At 53.7% G+C, this 16,051-nt stretch carries 16 protein-coding genes and 1 pseudogene; 9 read left to right on the plus strand and 8 right to left on the minus strand.

The annotated features are described in order from the left end of the window. Positions 1-5 precede the first annotated feature (5 nt). From AB1K62_RS11990 to AB1K62_RS12005, 4 genes are all read right to left on the minus strand, one after another. On the minus strand, positions 6-1,811 hold the full coding sequence (locus tag AB1K62_RS11990) for a heparinase II/III family protein (protein WP_367003832.1): 1,806 nt from the start codon (positions 1,809-1,811) through the stop codon (positions 6-8). Next, the gene (rpe, locus tag AB1K62_RS11995) at positions 1,808-2,485 is read right to left on the minus strand and encodes a ribulose-phosphate 3-epimerase (RefSeq protein ID WP_367003834.1); all 678 of its coding nucleotides are present in this window, start codon (positions 2,483-2,485) and stop codon (positions 1,808-1,810) included. The genes AB1K62_RS11990 and rpe overlap by 4 nt, the downstream gene beginning before the upstream one ends. Positions 2,486-2,593: 108 nt before the next feature. Continuing rightward, entirely contained in the window at positions 2,594-3,889 is a 1,296-nt protein-coding gene (locus AB1K62_RS12000) for an RsmB/NOP family class I SAM-dependent RNA methyltransferase (protein ID WP_367003835.1), read from the minus strand. Between the two features lie 90 nt (positions 3,890-3,979). Then, positions 3,980-4,885 (minus strand): M48 family metalloprotease, encoded by a 906-nt coding sequence (locus AB1K62_RS12005; protein ID WP_367003837.1) that lies wholly within the window; start codon positions 4,883-4,885, stop codon positions 3,980-3,982. A 176-nt stretch (positions 4,886-5,061) separates the two neighbouring features. On the opposite strand from AB1K62_RS12005, the pseudogene AB1K62_RS12010 reads away from it, so the two are divergent. The 7 genes and pseudogenes from AB1K62_RS12010 to AB1K62_RS12040 form a co-directional block, all read left to right on the plus strand. Beyond that, a pseudogene (locus AB1K62_RS12010) lies at positions 5,062-5,226 on the plus strand (DUF1674 domain-containing protein); the annotation flags it as partial. A gap of 17 nt (positions 5,227-5,243) precedes the next feature. Further along, positions 5,244-6,242: a nitronate monooxygenase gene (locus AB1K62_RS12015; RefSeq protein ID WP_367003839.1), complete on the plus strand. Its 999-nt coding sequence runs from the start codon at positions 5,244-5,246 to the stop codon at positions 6,240-6,242. 86 nt (positions 6,243-6,328) lie between these two features. Next, positions 6,329-7,153 carry a TauD/TfdA family dioxygenase gene (locus AB1K62_RS12020; protein ID WP_367003840.1) on the plus strand — a complete coding sequence of 275 codons (825 nt, stop codon included), beginning with the start codon at positions 6,329-6,331 and terminating at the stop codon, positions 7,151-7,153. Positions 7,154-7,361: 208 nt separating this feature from the next. After that, positions 7,362-8,174 carry a division plane positioning ATPase MipZ gene (locus AB1K62_RS12025; protein WP_367003841.1) on the plus strand — a complete coding sequence of 271 codons (813 nt, stop codon included), beginning with the start codon at positions 7,362-7,364 and terminating at the stop codon, positions 8,172-8,174. Between the two features lie 4 nt (positions 8,175-8,178). Next, positions 8,179-8,604: a J domain-containing protein gene (locus AB1K62_RS12030; protein ID WP_367003843.1), complete on the plus strand. Its 426-nt coding sequence runs from the start codon at positions 8,179-8,181 to the stop codon at positions 8,602-8,604. Positions 8,605-8,686: 82 nt separating this feature from the next. Further along, positions 8,687-10,096, plus strand: a complete 1,410-nt coding sequence (gene pgmG / locus AB1K62_RS12035; protein ID WP_367003845.1) for a phosphoglucomutase/phosphomannomutase PgmG — start codon at positions 8,687-8,689, stop codon at positions 10,094-10,096. A gap of 6 nt (positions 10,097-10,102) precedes the next feature. Further along, on the plus strand, positions 10,103-10,825 hold the full coding sequence (locus AB1K62_RS12040) for a pentapeptide repeat-containing protein (protein WP_367003847.1): 723 nt from the start codon (positions 10,103-10,105) through the stop codon (positions 10,823-10,825). A gap of 20 nt (positions 10,826-10,845) precedes the next feature. Here AB1K62_RS12040 and AB1K62_RS12045 read toward each other — a convergent pair whose 3' ends face one another. Next, positions 10,846-11,925: an AI-2E family transporter gene (locus AB1K62_RS12045; RefSeq protein WP_367003849.1), complete on the minus strand. Its 1,080-nt coding sequence runs from the start codon at positions 11,923-11,925 to the stop codon at positions 10,846-10,848. A gap of 137 nt (positions 11,926-12,062) precedes the next feature. Here AB1K62_RS12045 and AB1K62_RS12050 point away from each other — a divergent pair, with 137 nt between their 5' ends. Then, on the plus strand, positions 12,063-13,037 hold the full coding sequence (locus AB1K62_RS12050) for an aspartyl protease family protein (protein WP_367003850.1): 975 nt from the start codon (positions 12,063-12,065) through the stop codon (positions 13,035-13,037). A gap of 76 nt (positions 13,038-13,113) precedes the next feature. Further along, positions 13,114-14,088 carry a retroviral-like aspartic protease family protein gene (locus AB1K62_RS12055; RefSeq protein WP_367003852.1) on the plus strand — a complete coding sequence of 325 codons (975 nt, stop codon included), beginning with the start codon at positions 13,114-13,116 and terminating at the stop codon, positions 14,086-14,088. A gap of 2 nt (positions 14,089-14,090) precedes the next feature. Here AB1K62_RS12055 and AB1K62_RS12060 read toward each other — a convergent pair whose 3' ends face one another. From AB1K62_RS12060 to AB1K62_RS12070, 3 genes are read right to left on the minus strand one after another with little or no spacing between them, the layout of a single operon-like run. Beyond that, entirely contained in the window at positions 14,091-14,360 is a 270-nt protein-coding gene (locus tag AB1K62_RS12060; RefSeq protein WP_367003854.1) for a hypothetical protein, read from the minus strand. Between the two features lie 35 nt (positions 14,361-14,395). Continuing rightward, positions 14,396-15,043: a glutathione S-transferase gene (locus AB1K62_RS12065; protein WP_367003855.1), complete on the minus strand. Its 648-nt coding sequence runs from the start codon at positions 15,041-15,043 to the stop codon at positions 14,396-14,398. Further along, on the minus strand, positions 15,040-15,990 hold the full coding sequence (locus AB1K62_RS12070; protein ID WP_367003857.1) for a rhodanese-related sulfurtransferase: 951 nt from the start codon (positions 15,988-15,990) through the stop codon (positions 15,040-15,042). Before AB1K62_RS12070 ends, AB1K62_RS12065 begins: the two co-directional genes overlap by 4 nt. Positions 15,991-16,051 lie beyond the last annotated feature (61 nt).

A 16,051-nucleotide genomic window follows, 5' to 3' on the forward strand; every position in this document is an offset into this window, starting at 1 on the left:
ATCTTTTATCCCATATGTTTGAGCAGCCAGCCGGCCGTTCCGCCGCCGCTACCCACTACATCCATAATTACCATCTGCATAACGCTATGGGGTATCCCCATGCCATCAACCCAGACACTGTCTTCCAGAACAATTTGGCCATTAGTCACACGAAATTGCCATAAATTGCCGTCTTTCAAGCGCAATAACACGCCCTTGCCCTCTGAAATAAGGTCGCTTTCAATATCAGGACCAAGATGAAAACGCAGCGCATATTCTATATCCTTATTTTTGCGTCGGCGTTTACGGCCTTGAGGGATAAGCATATCCTCGCCGCGCAGCTCCAATCCATCAGAGCGCATCATCAAAAGCCGCTTGTGGATAAGCCCGTAACGCCGGACATAACCGTCATGGCTAGCCTCTATCCGAGTCGCATTCTCGACATCGCGGCGGAACAACTCCACCTCGTTCACGCCGCGGCCCAGCTTGCCGTCCGGAAGGACAGATGTGCTGTTGCTATTTTCTATGCACAGGGTGCTGTGCGCTGCGGTTGTTCGCAAACCGCGCGCCAGTGCCGGTGGAATGGTCCCCCCGACCAGGCCCGCACCGCCGCAATTGCTGATGATCCGGCTGCCTCCGTTGGAAAATTCAAATGCCAATGTAGAGGCACATCCCGCGACCGCCATCCGGGCAATCGGTGGAGGGGCCGCATCAAGAATTAGAATAGAGCGCCCGGAGGATACCCGCTGATACCCCCAGTCACGCGCTTCACGAAGAGGCCGTGCACGAATCTCACTGGCCGTGATAACCTGTTCCACTTGCTCCGCCGAAGCCGCACCGCTGCCTTGCCAATTGCCCAAGCTGCCATCATAATGGGTAAGGCTTGTCAGTGGGGGCACAGCGTGAGCCAGTGCGTTTTCAAGAAATTCCGGCGGGTCTTCCCCGCGCGCAATATAAACCTGTTTCAGCATCGAGAGCAGGTTCACAGCATCTATCTGGTCAAGCGGAGAGCGTGATACACAGCCGCCATCGGCATGGAAAAACTCTCCCATGGTTTTTGCCAGAGCAGCTTCTCCGACAATCTGGCGTACGCGGCCTTCCGGGATTAGCAAGGATGCCGCAACCACTCCGCTCCATGCTACCAAACGACCAAGACTGGACGTTGCCTTATCTGCTGTCCGGTCAAGATGCCGGGCTGTACGGGCTATATTATTAAGCACTTTCGACCGATAAATCAGATCGCTGGAAGATAGGATCAGCGGTGCGTGGCTGGCCCAGATCAGCAGTCGCCAACCGCAATTATCCGGCCGCCATGCGGGCTGACGGATTTTCTTGCCATTCGCATCCAGCCAAGCCTCCATCAGCTTTTCCGCAACCGGTAGCGCCTGATCACGCGACGCCGCGGAATCAAGGTCACGCAACCAGTTAAAACGATGAATATAATCTTCAAAAGCCGGGGCCAGTTTCAACTCGGCAAAATCAATGTCATCCAGATTTTTTTTAAGGCCGCGAAACAGAAAATGTCCCGCGCGCACTGCCATACCCTGCACCCGGTTTCCTGCCACCGGATCGACCGGAACAGCAAGCAGCCGCAAAGGCAATTTGCCTGATAGCCGCAACTTGTGCAGCGGCATTCGCCATGTCATCCGGTAATAAAGTAGAGCCGTTTGCTGGGCCAATGATTGTCCGCGATCACCGTCTGCACGCAGAGTTAAGCTTCGCCCTTCCGGTGCTACACTTTCTTCTCCGCTATAACGCTCCACCCCACTGCCACTATCGGTATCGAAGGCGTCATTCGCGCGATTTTTCAGGTCAGGGTGATCCGCGCTCATTCACCCCTCAGACCACTAATATTGGCGGCATATTGATCAGGGCCGCCGCGGAATGTTGCCGTGCCAGCGACCAGTGTATCGGCCCCTGCCGCTATGGCTTTTGGAGCCGTGTTCAGATCAATTCCGCCATCAACCTCCAACCGGATATCCTTGCCCGTCGCGTCAATCCGTTTGCGAATCGCTTCAATCTTGCGAAGCTGGGTGTCGATAAAACTCTGCCCGCCAAAACCGGGGTTCACGCTCATCACCAGAATAAGGTCAAGATCATCGATAAGATAGTCGAGCACATCAAGAGAGGTCGCGGGATTCAATACCAGTCCGGCCTGTTTGCCAAGCGAGTGAATCGTCTGGACCGTGCGATGGGGGTGAGGGCCAGCCTCGGGATGGAAAGAGATAATATCAGCGCCAGCCTCTGCAAATGCTTCCAGATATTGATCCACCGGTGAAATCATCAGATGCACGTCGAAAGGCTTTTTACTGTGCGGGCGAAGCGCTTTCACAACGGCAGGACCGATCGTGATATTCGGCACAAAATGTCCATCCATGACATCGACATGCACCCAGTCACAGCCTGCCTCGTCAATCGCACGCACCTCTTCGCCAAGACGGGCAAAGTCGGCAGATAATATGGACGGAGCAATACGGACTGGGCCGGAAGATGTGGGACTGGTCATAACGGTTCCTTTGATATTTAGCGTCTAGAGTCTTTGCATCAGCCTCGCAAGCTACGATTCGGCACAAAACCCAAAGGGCTGTGGACAATGTGGGGAAGGATGAATCTGTCAGCCTTTCCGCCGCAAACGCGCAATGAAAAACCCGTCTAGATAACCGTGATCCGATAGCATACCGGGAAGCGTTCGCACGCATCCGTTTTCAGTCGGGCTGATACCGGTAGGAAGCGTTGCAGAATCCACCGGATCAATGGCAAAATCATCATGAGCTTCCAGAAATTGCTCGACCTGCTCCTCTCCCTCTTCGGGCTCGAGCGAACAGACAGCATAAACCAGTACCCCATCCGGTTTGACCCATGGTGCGACACGATCAAGCAGCGCCTTTTGCACTTCTGCGCGCTCGGCAATCTGGCGCGATCCGATACAATGCAAGACATCGGGATGGCGACGGAAAATGCCGGTGGCACTACACGGAGCATCCAGTAAAATGGCTTCGGATGGATGAGATGGAGTCCATTGCATCAAATCGGCAATGACAGCTTCGGCATTCAGACCGGTGCGCGCCAGATTGTCGGTGAAACGGTCCATCCGTTTTGCGCTATTGTCGAGCGATATCACCTTCCAGCCTGCCGCCGCGAGCTGCATTGTCTTGCCGCCCGGCGCGGCGCACAGGTCAAGCACGGTTTTGCCATGCCCCTCGCCCAGCAGACGCGCGGGCAGGGAGGCCGCAAAATCCTGTACCCAGAACGCGCCCTCGGCAAAGCCGGGCAGGCCGGTCACAGGTCCGTTAACATCCTCTGGCTTCATGCGGAGATGGCGGGGAGCCAGGCTTATTCCTTCAAGCGCCCCAAGCTCTGCGGGATCATTCTTGAAGCTCAGATCCAGTGGCGGAGGTTTTCCCCATGCCACTCCCGCAGCAGTGGCCACATCTTCACCCCAGATATAGGTCCAGCGGTCCAGCGTTTCGCCCGGAATTTCGGGATAATCGGGCAGCGCCAGCTTGCCGGATTCAATATCCCGCATCACAGTTGAAAATACTCCGTGCACCAACCGCCTTGGCCCGCCGTGGACCAGCGGCAATGCCGTTGCAATCGCCGCATGCTGGGGCGTTTCCAGCACCAGCACTTGTACCAGCGCAATACGCAGTGCCATTCGCGCTTTGGCATCATCGGGCAGGCGTTTTTTGGTGGCACTATCAATCATCATATCAAGCGCCGTCATCCAGCGCAGCGCGTTGGCGGCAATATTATGGGCCAGTGAACGGTCGGACGGATTATCCAGCTTGGCAGTGGCCACAGGCAATGCCTGATCAAATGTTTCCCCGCGCCGACAAACGGCGTCCAACAGGCGCAATGCCGCGGTTCGGGCAGGAAGGCCGGGAATTTTTGATGTGCTTTGAGTGTTCATATATTGCGTTCCGCTTGCTGCGGAATCCGGAGCGGATCACGCATGGCTGTCCATAGACGCCCCACACGTTAGATCAAGTGCACATAAAAGCTAACCCCGCCTTGTCGGATTCAGCGCGCTGGGCCTTTTTATGGGCTTTACGGACTGGCCCGATTGTTCATCCGTTCCTCCATACGGCCCGATACCACCACTGCGTGCCATGTCCTGCAAGGCTGCGATACGGTCTTCGGTAGCGGGGTGGGTGGAGAACATCTGTTTCACACCGCCGGGCACAATATAAAGCTGAGCCGCCGCCGGATTGCGCTGCGCCACCGGATTGGCAATGCGCTGCGCTTGCCCCGAAATCTTGTGTAGCGCAGAGGCAAGTGCAAGCGGGTTGCCGCTGATTTGCGCCGCCGAGCGGTCTGCCCCAAATTCGCGGGTGCGGCTGATCGCCATTTGCACGATCATCGCGGCAAAGGGCGCGACCAGCACCGCCAATATGCCCGCGACTCCGCGATTATCCCGAAAGAACAAGCCAAAATTGGCGAGCATCGACACCGCACCGGCGATTGTCGCTACCATGGTCATGATAAGCGTATCGCGGTTTTTCACATGGCCGAGTTCATGCGCCATCACGCCTTCAATCTCGTCATAGCTAAGCATATTGAGCAATCCCGTCGTTGCCGCCACTGCCGAATGTTCGGGATCGCGGCCCGTCGCAAAAGCATTGGGCTGGGCCTGATCGACAATATAGACTTTGGGCATCGGCAATCCGGCGCGCTGGGCCAGCCGCTGCACCATCATATAAAATTCCGGATGGCTGCGCCCGTCCACCTCTATCGCCTTGTGCATTTTCAAAACGATTTTATCGGCATTCCAATAGGTAAACAGGTTCATGCCCGCTGCGACCAAAAGCGCCAATATCGCACCGCGCGGACCGCCAAGCGAAAAGCCCATGACCATGAACAGCGCCGTAAGCGCCGCCAGCAACATTGTTGTCTTTAAAAAATTCATCCGGTTACTCGCTTGATTATAAACCAATCTCCTTCAATATAAGATTTGAGTCGGGCTTTTTAAATGCGCTGGAAATAGAAATCATGACGTCAGACGATAGAAAAACCGGAGCAAAAATATCCGGAACCGTAAATCCCGAGGCCAAAAATCCCGGAGCCAGAAATCCGGGAGCCAGAAATCCGGGAGAACGCCCCGCTCATGTTCAGCCACCTGCCCATCTTTCCAAAAGCCCGCCGGTGCCAGAACCCGATCCACTGGACAAAGAAGACGAGATTTTGAAAAAACACGGTCCCACCCGCTATGGTGACTGGGAATATAAAGGTCTGGCGATAGATTTTTAACTTTTAAAGGAACGGTCATGACAGGCTTTGCCGAGCATTTCGATTTGAAAGTCCCTTTGGCCCTTGCCCCGATGGCATTGGCATCGGGTGGCGACTTGGCCTCAGCCTGTGCAAAGGCGGGCGCTTTGGGGCTAGTCGGCGGCGGTTATGGCGATGTGGAATGGACGGCCCGGGAATATCAACTTGCCGTGGATAGCATCGCGAATGATGCAGCCGCCATGGGACGGCTTGGCTGCGGGTTTATTAGCTGGAAACTTTCAGAAAACTCTGATGCACTTGACTGGTTGCTTGACCATCACCGGCCCGCTGCCATCATGCTGTCTTTTGGCGATCCGCGTCCTTTTTCAAAACAAATATTAGAATCGGGCGCGCTGTTGATCTGCCAGATTCATAGTTTGAAAGATCTGCCTCTGGCGATTGAGGCGGGTGCAAAAGTCATTGTCGCACAAGGCACCGAAGCGGGCGGTCACGGTGCAACGCAGGATCTTGGCAGGGGGACATTTTCATTCATTCCGGAAGTGGCCGACTGGATTGAAGCCCACGCGCCGGGAACCAGCTTGCTGGGGGCGGGGGGTATAGCCGATGGTCGCGGCCTTGCCGCTGCAATGGCATTGGGCGCTGATGGCGTCATGATGGGATCACGGTTCTGGGCCACCAAGGAATCTCTTGCCAATTCAACGGCCAAGCAAATTGCAGCCGAAACCGATGGCGATAGCACGGCGCGCAGTGCGGTCTTTGATATATTGCGCCGCAAGAACTGGCCCGAAACTTTTGATTTCCGCGCTATCCGCAATGATCTTTATCGCCAATGGGAAGGCCGGATTGACGAGTTAAGAAAGGCACCCAAAGAAGGCCGGGCAGCCTATGATGAAGGTGTGCGTAACAAGGATTACAGCGCGGCGCATATCGGCATCGGCGAGGCTGCGGGCCTGATTTCCGACGTACCGGATGCAGCGGCCCTGATTGATGAGTTTCAATCCGAGATGAATGATGCGCTACAGCGGATCAAGCTCTGAGCAGGTTTCGCGAGCGGGCTTTTGGCGCAGATACTATCATCCTGTTAGAATCGGTTAGAAATATAATAAGAATCGGGAGAGCATGAATGAAAATAAGCAAAGCCAGTGAGGCAGTGGGCGCAATTGTTGAAGATGTGGATCTGAAATCATTGAGTGACAGCCAGTTTGCCGAGATACAGGCAGCTTTTTTTGACCATGGCGCTTTATTTTTTAGCGACCAGCAGCTTAGCCCCGAAGACCATATCGCCTTTGCGGAGCGTTGGAACGATATAGACATCAACCGCTTTTTTACGCCGGTAGAAGGCTATCCCCAAATCGCTAAAGTGTTGAAAGAACCCGATCAGGAAATGAATATCGGGGGCGGCTGGCACACGGACCACAGCTATGATGAGATACCCGCTATGGGATCAATTCTTTATGCGCTGGACATTCCGCCGAGCGGGGGCGACACATTATTTGCCGGAATGCACGCCGCCTATGAAGCCCTGTCGGATGATATGAAGGCACGTCTGGAGGGCCTGAATGCGCGGCACGGCAATGCACATATTTTCGGCAAGGACAGCGCCTATCAGAAACAAATGGGTGGCCGCTTTGGAAACATGGAATCAGCAGTGCAAGAGGCCATTCACCCTGTTGTGCTCAAACATCCTGAAACCGGGGTAAAAGGTCTTTATGTCAATCCGGGATTCACACTGAATATCGTGGATATGACACCGGAAGAGAGCAGCGCGTTGCTGAATGAACTTTATACCCATATCGCCCGGCCCGAATTCCATTTCCGCTTGCAATGGAAAGAAGGCATGTTGGCCATGTGGGATAACCGCTCCACCTGGCATTATGCGCTGAATGACTATCACGGGCACCGTCGTTCATTGCACCGGATTACCGTGGCGGGCGTTCCGCTCCATTAACCATAGGTTGTTGTAGCGTCAGGTTTCACCGCTATTTTTTTTAGCGCTGCTTTTTATCAGGAGCACTTTTATTCATCTCGCATTTGGGGTAGCTATCAAAATATGACCGAGAAGGGCTGGATTGTTAAAACCGCCTATCTGCGAAACGCGCAAGCGGCTCTATTATAAGATTTTGGCACCGGATTTTCCGCCAAGGGGGTTTAAGTACATGGCCGACAGCACAGCGCATCATATCGTCTTTGCCAATGAAAAAGGCGGGACCGGCAAATCCACAACCGCCGTCCATGTTGCCGTGGCGCTGGCGTATCAAGGGCACAAAGTCGCGGTCATGGACCTCGATCCGCGGCAACGGACACTCTACCGCTATCTGGAAAACCGCAAAGCGACGATGGACCGGCTGGATATAGAAGTTCCCCAGCCCGTTTTTGAAGTGTTCGAGGATGATAATCTGGCGCGGCTGCAACTGTTGATTGAGCAGATGAGCCAGAATGTCGATTTCCTACTCTATGATACGCCGGGCCGCGATGATAAATTTGCCCGATTTGTTGCCACCCGCGCCAATACGCTGGTGACGCCGATAAATGACAGCTTTGTCGATTTCGACCTGATCGGACAGGTTGATCCGGAAACTTTCAAAGTCCGCAAACTCAGCTTCTATGCCGAACTGATCTGGGAAGCCCGCAAAGCCCGCGCCAAATCCGATGGCCAGACGGTTGACTGGGTTGTGCTGCGTAACCGCACCCAGCATGTCGAGGCCCATAATATGCAGCGGGTCGTCTCTGCCCTGACCGAATTGTCGCAACGCGTAGGTTTCCGCGTCATTCCCGGATTAAGCGAACGGGTTATATACCGCGAACTATTTCCGGCCGGGCTGACCATGCTCGACAAAAAACATCTGGGCCGGCTGGCCACCAGCCATATTGCCGCGCGTCAGGAATTGCGCGAGCTGATCAAACATCTCGCTCTGCCGCAACCGGAAGGTGGCCGCCCAACGTTTGACAAGCCCCAACTCGTGGCCTGAATCCATGACTTTCATGCTCATTCTAGGCGGCTTGGTCATCGCGGCGCTGGTCCTGACGGGCCGCGTAAAATATATGAAGGCGAATGACTGGCTGGCCGTGGCTGTGGCTTTGCTTGGCGTTAATCTGTGCCGCGGCGGAAACTGGATAGCGGGCAGCGGATTGATCGCAATAGCCACCCTTTGGAGCAGATCCGTAATTTTCGGTAACGCGGGCAAAAAAACTAAGCCCAAGGCCCGCAGTTTCGAGGTCGAGCATGCGCGTTCTCTCTTAGGTCTTCCCGAAGGGGCGGATAAAGCTGCAATAAATGCGGCATGGCGTTCCCGCCTGAGCACACATCACCCCGATCGCGGCGGCGACGGGGAACTGGCACGCCAGTTAAACCACGCCCGCGAAATTTTACTTAAAGAAACCGGACCTGCCCGGGACTAGCTTTTATCCGGCGGTCTTTCTATGAACCGCCATCCTGTTGGCCGCTATGGCCCGAACCATCGCCCCCTAAAAGGAACATATCATGACAACGCGCCAATCCCATGAATTTGATCCAACCAGCCTGCGGGAATATGATATTCGCGGGATTATCGGCGAAACTCTGGGCAATGATGATGCCTATGCCATTGGCCGGGGCTTTGGCACATTGATCGCACGGGCAGGGGGAAGCGCAGTTGTGACCGGCTATGATGGCCGCACCAGCTCACCCATGCTGGAAGATGCATTGATCGAAGGGCTTAATGATGCCGGTATCCACGCAGTTTCCATTGGCATGGGACCAACGCCGATGCTCTATTATGCCGAATGTGTACTAGAACAGGTGCAGGGCGGCATCGAGATAACCGGCAGCCATAATCCCGCCAAATATAACGGCTTCAAAATGGTGTTTCAGGGGCGTCCGTTTTTCGGGGACGATATTCAAAAGCTCGGCGCGATGGCAGCAAGTGGTGACTGGGACAGCGCGGCTGATGACGCTATCGGGACCATCGAGCGCATCGACATCATGGATGAATATGTCGCGCGATTGGTCCGGAATTTTACCGGAAAGGCGATGAAAGTCGGCTGGGACGCGGGCAATGGCGCGGCGGGACCAATCATTGAAAAGCTCACCGCGCTGCTGCCGGGTGAGCATCATCTTCTATATACGGAAGTTGATGGCACTTTCCCCAATCATCATCCAGATCCAACGGAAGAAAAGAACCTTGCGGATCTAAAGGCACTTGTCGCGGACAAAAAGCTCGATTTCGGAGTAGCCTTTGATGGTGATGGCGACCGCATTGGTGCAATTGACGGTGAGGGCCATGTTATCTGGGGCGACCAATTGCTGCAAATCTATGCTGAAGATGTGTTGCAATCCCAGCCCGGCGCGACAATTATCGCTGACGTAAAAGCATCACAGGCGCTTTATGACCGTATAGCAGCACTGGGCGGCAAGCCGCTGATGTGGAAAACCGGCCATAGTTTGATCAAATCCAAAATGAGGGAAGTTTCTTCGCCGCTTGCCGGGGAAATGAGCGGCCATGTGTTTTTCAAACATGATTATTACGGTTTTGACGATGCGCCTTACGCGGCGGTGCGCCTGATTCAGGCTGCGACCAATATCGGCAAGAGCGTCACCCAATTGCGCCGCGACATGGCCGAGATGATCAACACACCTGAAATGCGGTTTCAAGTCGATGAGAGCCGTAAATTTGCAGTAATCGACGAAATATTGGAACGGCTGGCAGCCAGCGGCGCGGATGTAAATAATACCGACGGAGCGCGCGTTAATACCGAAGACGGCTGGTGGCTGCTACGCGCATCCAATACACAGGACGTGCTGGTCGCCCGCGCCGAAGCCAAATCCGAAGACGGGCTGAAACGCCTTATAGCCCAGATTGACGAGCAACTGGCCGCGAGCGGTTTGGAGCGCGGTGAAACGGTGGGGCATTAACGGCCTATGGATGATCTGTTTTCCGATCATGATTTGCCTGAAAGCTCGGGGTCCGATCATATTATACGTAACCAGACGCTTTCGAGCGATGACATAAAACATCTGGCAACCAAGTCTACACCGGCATATTTAATCGATTGCGACCTCGAAGACGCTAAACTGACCGACCTTGATCTGCCCGAGTGGGAATTTGAACGGTGCAATCTGCGCCGGGCCGACTTTTCCGGGACCAATCTTGAACGCACATCATGGCGGTCGTGCCGCGGTGCTTTTGCGGTGTTTGTAGGTGCTGATTTAACGGATGCCTCCTTCGCATCGAGCGATTTTAACAATGCGACGCTGCGCCGTTCGACGCTTTTGTCCGTATCATTCCGGGGCTGCAAACTGACTGGCGCCGATCTGTCGGAAAGCAGGGCGATGGGCGTGACGTTTGAAGAAACCCTGCTCATCAATGCCAAACTTCCTGACTATAATTTCCACAAACAAACATTGCGAAAAGTCGATTTCAGCCAAGCCGACCTGCACAAATGCGATTTTCGCAGCGCCATATTCGAAGATTGCAGTCTGCGTGATGCCAATATGACCGGATCACGGTTTGCCGGGGCTGATCTTCGGGGCGTGGACCTTGGTGGTTTGCGGCTCATTGACGCAGCTTTGTTCCGCGGCGCAACAATTTCAAGAGAGCAAGCCGGGCAATTGCTTGGCGAGCTTGGTTTGAACGTCTTATAATATCGAGATTCTGACCGACATCAGCCTTTCTTCCGCTCGGCCTTGTTCATTTCCGCGAATATTTGCCAAACCGCAATGAACAGGGCCGCGAGAAGCGGGCCGATCACAATGCCATTGAAACCGAAGAGTTGCAGACCGCCCAAAGTCGATATGAGCACGACATAATCCGGCATGCGCGTATCGCGTCCAACCAGCATCGGGCGGACCAGATTGTCGATCATGCTGATAATGAAGATCCCCGTAACGATCAGCACAATTCCCTGCCAGATTGAACCTGTGACCAACAGATAGATTGCAACAGGGACCCATACAAAACCCGTTCCGATCGCGGGGATCAGGGAGCAGGCCGCCATTAATACCGCCCAAAGCAGTGCCCCGCGAATATCAAGCGCCCAGAAAATTAACCCCCCCACAGTCCCCTGAAGCAAAGCGATGACAAAGCTGCCTTTAATCGTCGCAATGATGACGACGAAAAATTTTTCGGCCAATATGCTGCTTCTGCTTTCGGACAGCGGGACAAGATTTTCAATCTGCGCGGCCAGACCGCGCCCGTCGCGCAATAGAAAAAAGGTCAGATATAGCATCACGCCAAGCGCGAGCAGAAACCGGAACGCGCCTTGACCGACGCTGAAGGCCCGCGAGATCAGAAATTCAAGGCTGTTGCCAATGGCTTCTTCGATACGGGGCCGAAATGTCGTCAAATCACCATAGCCAAGGCCCGCAAGCTGGTTTTTAAGCCAGTCTGGCATACGCTCCTGAAAATCCACAAAGAAACCGCCAAAATCAATTTCTCCGGCTTGTATGCTGTTATAGGCACTCGTCGCCTCTTCCACCAAAGCTATGCCGAGCAGGATTGCAGGCACAATGACAAGCAGGATGACCAGAATCAGCGTCAGAAAAGCAGCAAAATTTCGCCGCGAAGGCAGCACATTCAATATATTGTCATAAACCGGCTGAAACAGAACCGCGACCACGACGCCCCAGAGAATCGCACCGAAAAACGGTTCGATCAACAATGCAAAGGCCAGCGAGATAATTATCAACAACGCCAGCACAAACAGGCGTTCTATTCCATATTGAGGGCGATCTGGTTCATTCATATGTTATGGAGTATCTTAATGGGATAAATATGCGTTGGACACAATAATATCCTGACTTGCGATTTTGGGACCAATCTCACGAACCGCTCAGGGATGCCGAATTGTCGGCGATCATAAATTGGAGTAAACATTCAACTGTGAGTGTGCTTTTCTCCATAAGCGCGGCCTTACCACTGCTATTTTTATCGCAAGTGGCTGAAACCATTGCGCCCTTAAAGCCACCTGCTTCTGAAATTTCCAAACCGGAAGCGATAGTGGCTGACCGGCTACCCGATCGATTTATTAAGCCTGACGCCGAACAGATCACCATTGACGAAGACCGGCTTTCGCGCATGACCGTGCCGGTAAATATCGGAGGCACAGGCCCTTATAGCTTCATCATCGACACAGCGTCCCAGCGGACCATTTTATCCACCGAAATTGCCGGGGAACTGTCACTGGAACCTGAAGACAAAGCCACAGTTGTTGCGCTGGCTGGAAACACGGTGGTCCAGACCGTCTATGTCCCCGAACTAACTTTGGGAAAACGCAGTTATGGCGGATTGATCTCGCCCACTTTCCGGTCATCCAATATTGGCGCAGATGGAATATTGGGCTTGGACAGCCTGCAGGGGCAACGCATCCTGTTCGACTTTCTGAACCGCATTATTTCGGTCGAGGATACTGAGAAAAAGCTGAAATCCCGGTCGCGGCGCGAAATTGTTGTTACTGCCAAACGGCGTTCTGGCCAGTTGATTTTCGCCAATGCCAGAATCTCCGATATTCGGGTCAATGTCATCATAGATACAGGCGGCGAAATATCCATCGGCAACAGGGCTTTGCAAAGGCGGCTGCGAATGCGGTCCTCGGCCATGCAGCAAATCAATCTGGTGGATATTACCGGGCGGGCGATGCCTGCGAATGTCGGCATAGCCAGTGAGCTGATAATTGGCCGGGCGCGGTTTAATGTGATCCCGGTTGCATTTGCCGATATCGCCCCTTTTGCCAAGCTAGGACTTCAGAATAAACCCGCGCTATTTCTGGGCATGGATGCACTTCGGAAGTTTGACCGAGTGGCGATTGATTTCGAAAACCGCAAAATCTATTTCCTGCTTCCCGAAGAGGCTCTGTGATTAGCGTTTTATGCGTTCCGATTTTGAGAAATGCGCTTTTAGTGGTAGAATGGCCCGTAATAATCCGGAGAGTTAGATGCCACTCTTGACCACCAGCCTGCCAAGCGCAATCGCTGCCTATGTCCTAGCTATGGCATATCCGGTCCCGATGGGGCAATCAGTTGAACTGGGCAGCCTCACCAAGCCGGACAGCGAAATAGTCGCCACAGAAAAAGACCGGGCGCAACGCATGACCGTTCCTGTCAGCATTGAAGGACGCGGGCCGTTTTCCTTTGTCATCGACACCGGCGCCGAGCGGACCATTCTTTCCCGCAAACTTGCGAAAAATCTGGCGTTGAGCGCAGAGGAACCGGCACAGCTCATGAGCATCGCCGGTAGCAGCATTGTCGATATGGTCTATGTCCCCGAACTGACTTTAGGTAAAACAAGCTATGGCAGCCTGGTCGCGCCGGTCCTGCTTGCCCATCATATTGGCGCAGACGGGATGCTGGGGCTCGACAGCTTGCAGAACCAGCGGATATTGTTCGATTTCACTGCCAATCAAATCACCATCGAGAATGCAAAAGAACCGCTGAAAATGGCATCGCGCCGTGAAATAGTGGTGACGGCAAGGCGGCGCTCAGGCCAATTGATCTTTACAGAGGCCACTATTTCCGGGCTAAAAGTCAATGTGATCGTCGATACCGGCGCACAAATTTCCATCGCCAATCCCGTCTTACAAAAACGGCTTATTCAACGCTCCAAAGAACTGGGCGAAGAAAACAGCCTGATCGCGGTAACGGGTGAAACACTGGGGGTGAAATTCGGAGTAGCGCGGGATTTCCGGATTGGCCGGGCGCAATTTACCACTCTGCCACTGGCATTTGCCGATGCGCCGCCGTTTGAACGCTTTGGCATGGCGAAAAAACCGGCGCTGTTACTGGGCATGGATATCTTACGCAAATTTGATCAGGTCGCCATTGATTTCAAAAACCGGAAAATCCATTTCCTGTTACCAAGGGATGCCCGCCACGTATACGAACATAGCGGCAAAAGCCGGATCGGATCATAGGTTTATTCGACCGCAGACGACCCGTTTTCAGCGGTCTGATCCCCATCGGCTCCGGCGCTGTTTTCCAGTGCTTTCCGCTGTGCTTCCAGATCTTCTAACGCAGCATCCACTTCATCTTCGGTCAGGATTTCATCAGTCAGCGGCTGCGAAATATCAGGCTGCGGCGGCATTTCCACCGGCTGCTCCTCATTATATACCGGAGCATCGGCTTCCTCGCTACAGGCGGATAGCACATATAATAGGGGCGCGATCATGATAAATGCGATTTTCATATTGGCCTCCTTCATTCTGTTCGCAGCGGAAAAACCTATGCTGCGAACATCGGTTCTGCATCGCCGGTTTTCCACTGGGGATATTTTTTCATAACGGCGGAAAACAGATCAGAATCCAGATGCGCGGCGAGCCATGTTTGTAACGCCGCTATCGGCTGCGCGTCAAACCAGTTGCGGTCATTATTGGCAAATTGCCGGATGAACGGAAAAATTGCATAGTCCGCCAGCCGCGGTTCTTTGCCCAGTAGCTGACCCTGCTGGGCAATGCATTTGTCCAGCTTTACCAGAAATTCAAGCCCCGCACTGCGGTGCGCTATCGGGTCGACATTTTCATAGCGGGTCGGATATTTATAACGGTCCAGATTATCCTTAAAATCGCTGTCCGCCTCTGCGATCAGGGCCGCGCTGGCTTCTTTATCTTCCAACCAATTTTGCGGATCGGAACGCTCCAGTGCCCAGTGCATGATCGACAGGCTTTCATCGACCACCCCGTCGCCATCTACACTATCATCCACCAATACCGGAACCGTCGCCTTGGGCGATACCGCGATCATTTCCTCCGGCTTGTCACGCAACACTACTTCACGCAGGCGCACTGGTGTTTTACTGATAAACAGGGCCATACGTGCCCGCATGGCATAGGGGCAGCGGCGGAAACTATAGAGTATCGGCGCTTTATTCATGCCGCCTCTATCTTCTGGGCCAGATGCTGGCGGCCCTCGCGCTCTGCTTTTTCTACCTGCCGCTGGCGCTCACGGTAACGCTGCCGCTGTTCTTCGGTTTTCGTATCATAACAATGGGGACATGCTTCGCCCGGCACATATTTTTCCGATGCCCGTTCCTCGGCATTCAGCGGCATCCGGCAGGCATGACACTGGTCATAGTCGCTTTCTTTCAAGCCGTGGCCAACCGCAACGCGCTGGTCAAACAGGAAACAATCGCCCTTCCAGCTGCTTTTTTCCTCTGGTACATTTTCAAGATATTTCAGTATGCCACCCTTCAGGTGATGGACATCGCCAAAACCCTGTGCCTTTACATAGGCGGTAGCCTTTTCGCATCTTATCCCGCCGGTGCAGAACATTGCAATTTTAGGCTGTTTCTCCGACTTCGCTTGCAACTGTTTCGAAAAATCATCGAACCATGCCGGAAAATCCCGAAATGTTTCGGTATCCGGGTTTATCGCCCCTTCAAAGCTGCCAATCGCCACTTCATAAGCGTTGCGCGTGTCGATGACGATGGTGTCGGGATCGGCAATCATCGCATTCCAGTCCAGCGGGTCGACATAATCGCCCTTGGCCCGCGCAGCATCAATGCCGTCCACGCCCATGGTCACAATTTCTTTTTTCAGCCGCACTTTCATCCGCAAAAACGGCATATCGGTGGCGGCGGAATATTTGACTTCCAGACCGGAAAATTGCGGCAGGCTTCTCAGGTAGTCGATCATTGCATCAATTCCGGCGGCTTCACCGGCAATCGTGCCGTTAATCCCCTCCGGCGCAAGCAAAATAGTCCCTTTCAGGCCATTGGCTTCACAGGCTGCCAGAATTTCCGGTTTTAATGCCGCCGGATCATCGACCACAGCAAAATGGTATAGCGCGGCGACTTTGTAAGAAGATTCTGATTTTGTCATGCCACACATATAAGCGAGCATAGTCATAAATTCCAACCATAACCGCTGGCCATTGCCAAGA

The organism is Parasphingorhabdus sp. JC815, assembly GCF_040717415.1.
Lineage (GTDB): Bacteria > Pseudomonadota > Alphaproteobacteria > Sphingomonadales > Sphingomonadaceae > Parasphingorhabdus.

Excerpts from the sequence above, each read along its gene's own strand:
- AB1K62_RS11990 (WP_367003832.1), bottom strand. The coding sequence starts at position 1,811 with ATGAGCGCGGATCACCCTGACCTGAAAAATCGCGCGAATGACGCCTTC.
- rpe (WP_367003834.1), bottom strand. The coding sequence starts at position 2,485 with ATGACCAGTCCCACATCTTCCGGCCCAGTCCGTATTGCTCCGTCCATA.
- AB1K62_RS12000 (WP_367003835.1), bottom strand. The coding sequence starts at position 3,889 with ATGAACACTCAAAGCACATCAAAAATTCCCGGCCTTCCTGCCCGAACC.
- AB1K62_RS12005 (WP_367003837.1), bottom strand. The coding sequence starts at position 4,885 with ATGAATTTTTTAAAGACAACAATGTTGCTGGCGGCGCTTACGGCGCTG.
- AB1K62_RS12015 (WP_367003839.1), top strand. The coding sequence starts at position 5,244 with ATGACAGGCTTTGCCGAGCATTTCGATTTGAAAGTCCCTTTGGCCCTT.
- AB1K62_RS12020 (WP_367003840.1), top strand. The coding sequence starts at position 6,329 with ATGAAAATAAGCAAAGCCAGTGAGGCAGTGGGCGCAATTGTTGAAGAT.
- AB1K62_RS12025 (WP_367003841.1), top strand. The coding sequence starts at position 7,362 with ATGGCCGACAGCACAGCGCATCATATCGTCTTTGCCAATGAAAAAGGC.
- AB1K62_RS12030 (WP_367003843.1), top strand. The coding sequence starts at position 8,179 with ATGACTTTCATGCTCATTCTAGGCGGCTTGGTCATCGCGGCGCTGGTC.
- pgmG (WP_367003845.1), top strand. The coding sequence starts at position 8,687 with ATGACAACGCGCCAATCCCATGAATTTGATCCAACCAGCCTGCGGGAA.
- AB1K62_RS12040 (WP_367003847.1), top strand. The coding sequence starts at position 10,103 with ATGGATGATCTGTTTTCCGATCATGATTTGCCTGAAAGCTCGGGGTCC.
- AB1K62_RS12045 (WP_367003849.1), bottom strand. The coding sequence starts at position 11,925 with ATGAATGAACCAGATCGCCCTCAATATGGAATAGAACGCCTGTTTGTG.
- AB1K62_RS12055 (WP_367003852.1), top strand. The coding sequence starts at position 13,114 with ATGCCACTCTTGACCACCAGCCTGCCAAGCGCAATCGCTGCCTATGTC.
- AB1K62_RS12060 (WP_367003854.1), bottom strand. The coding sequence starts at position 14,360 with ATGAAAATCGCATTTATCATGATCGCGCCCCTATTATATGTGCTATCC.
- AB1K62_RS12065 (WP_367003855.1), bottom strand. The coding sequence starts at position 15,043 with ATGAATAAAGCGCCGATACTCTATAGTTTCCGCCGCTGCCCCTATGCC.
- AB1K62_RS12070 (WP_367003857.1), bottom strand. The coding sequence starts at position 15,990 with ATGACAAAATCAGAATCTTCTTACAAAGTCGCCGCGCTATACCATTTT.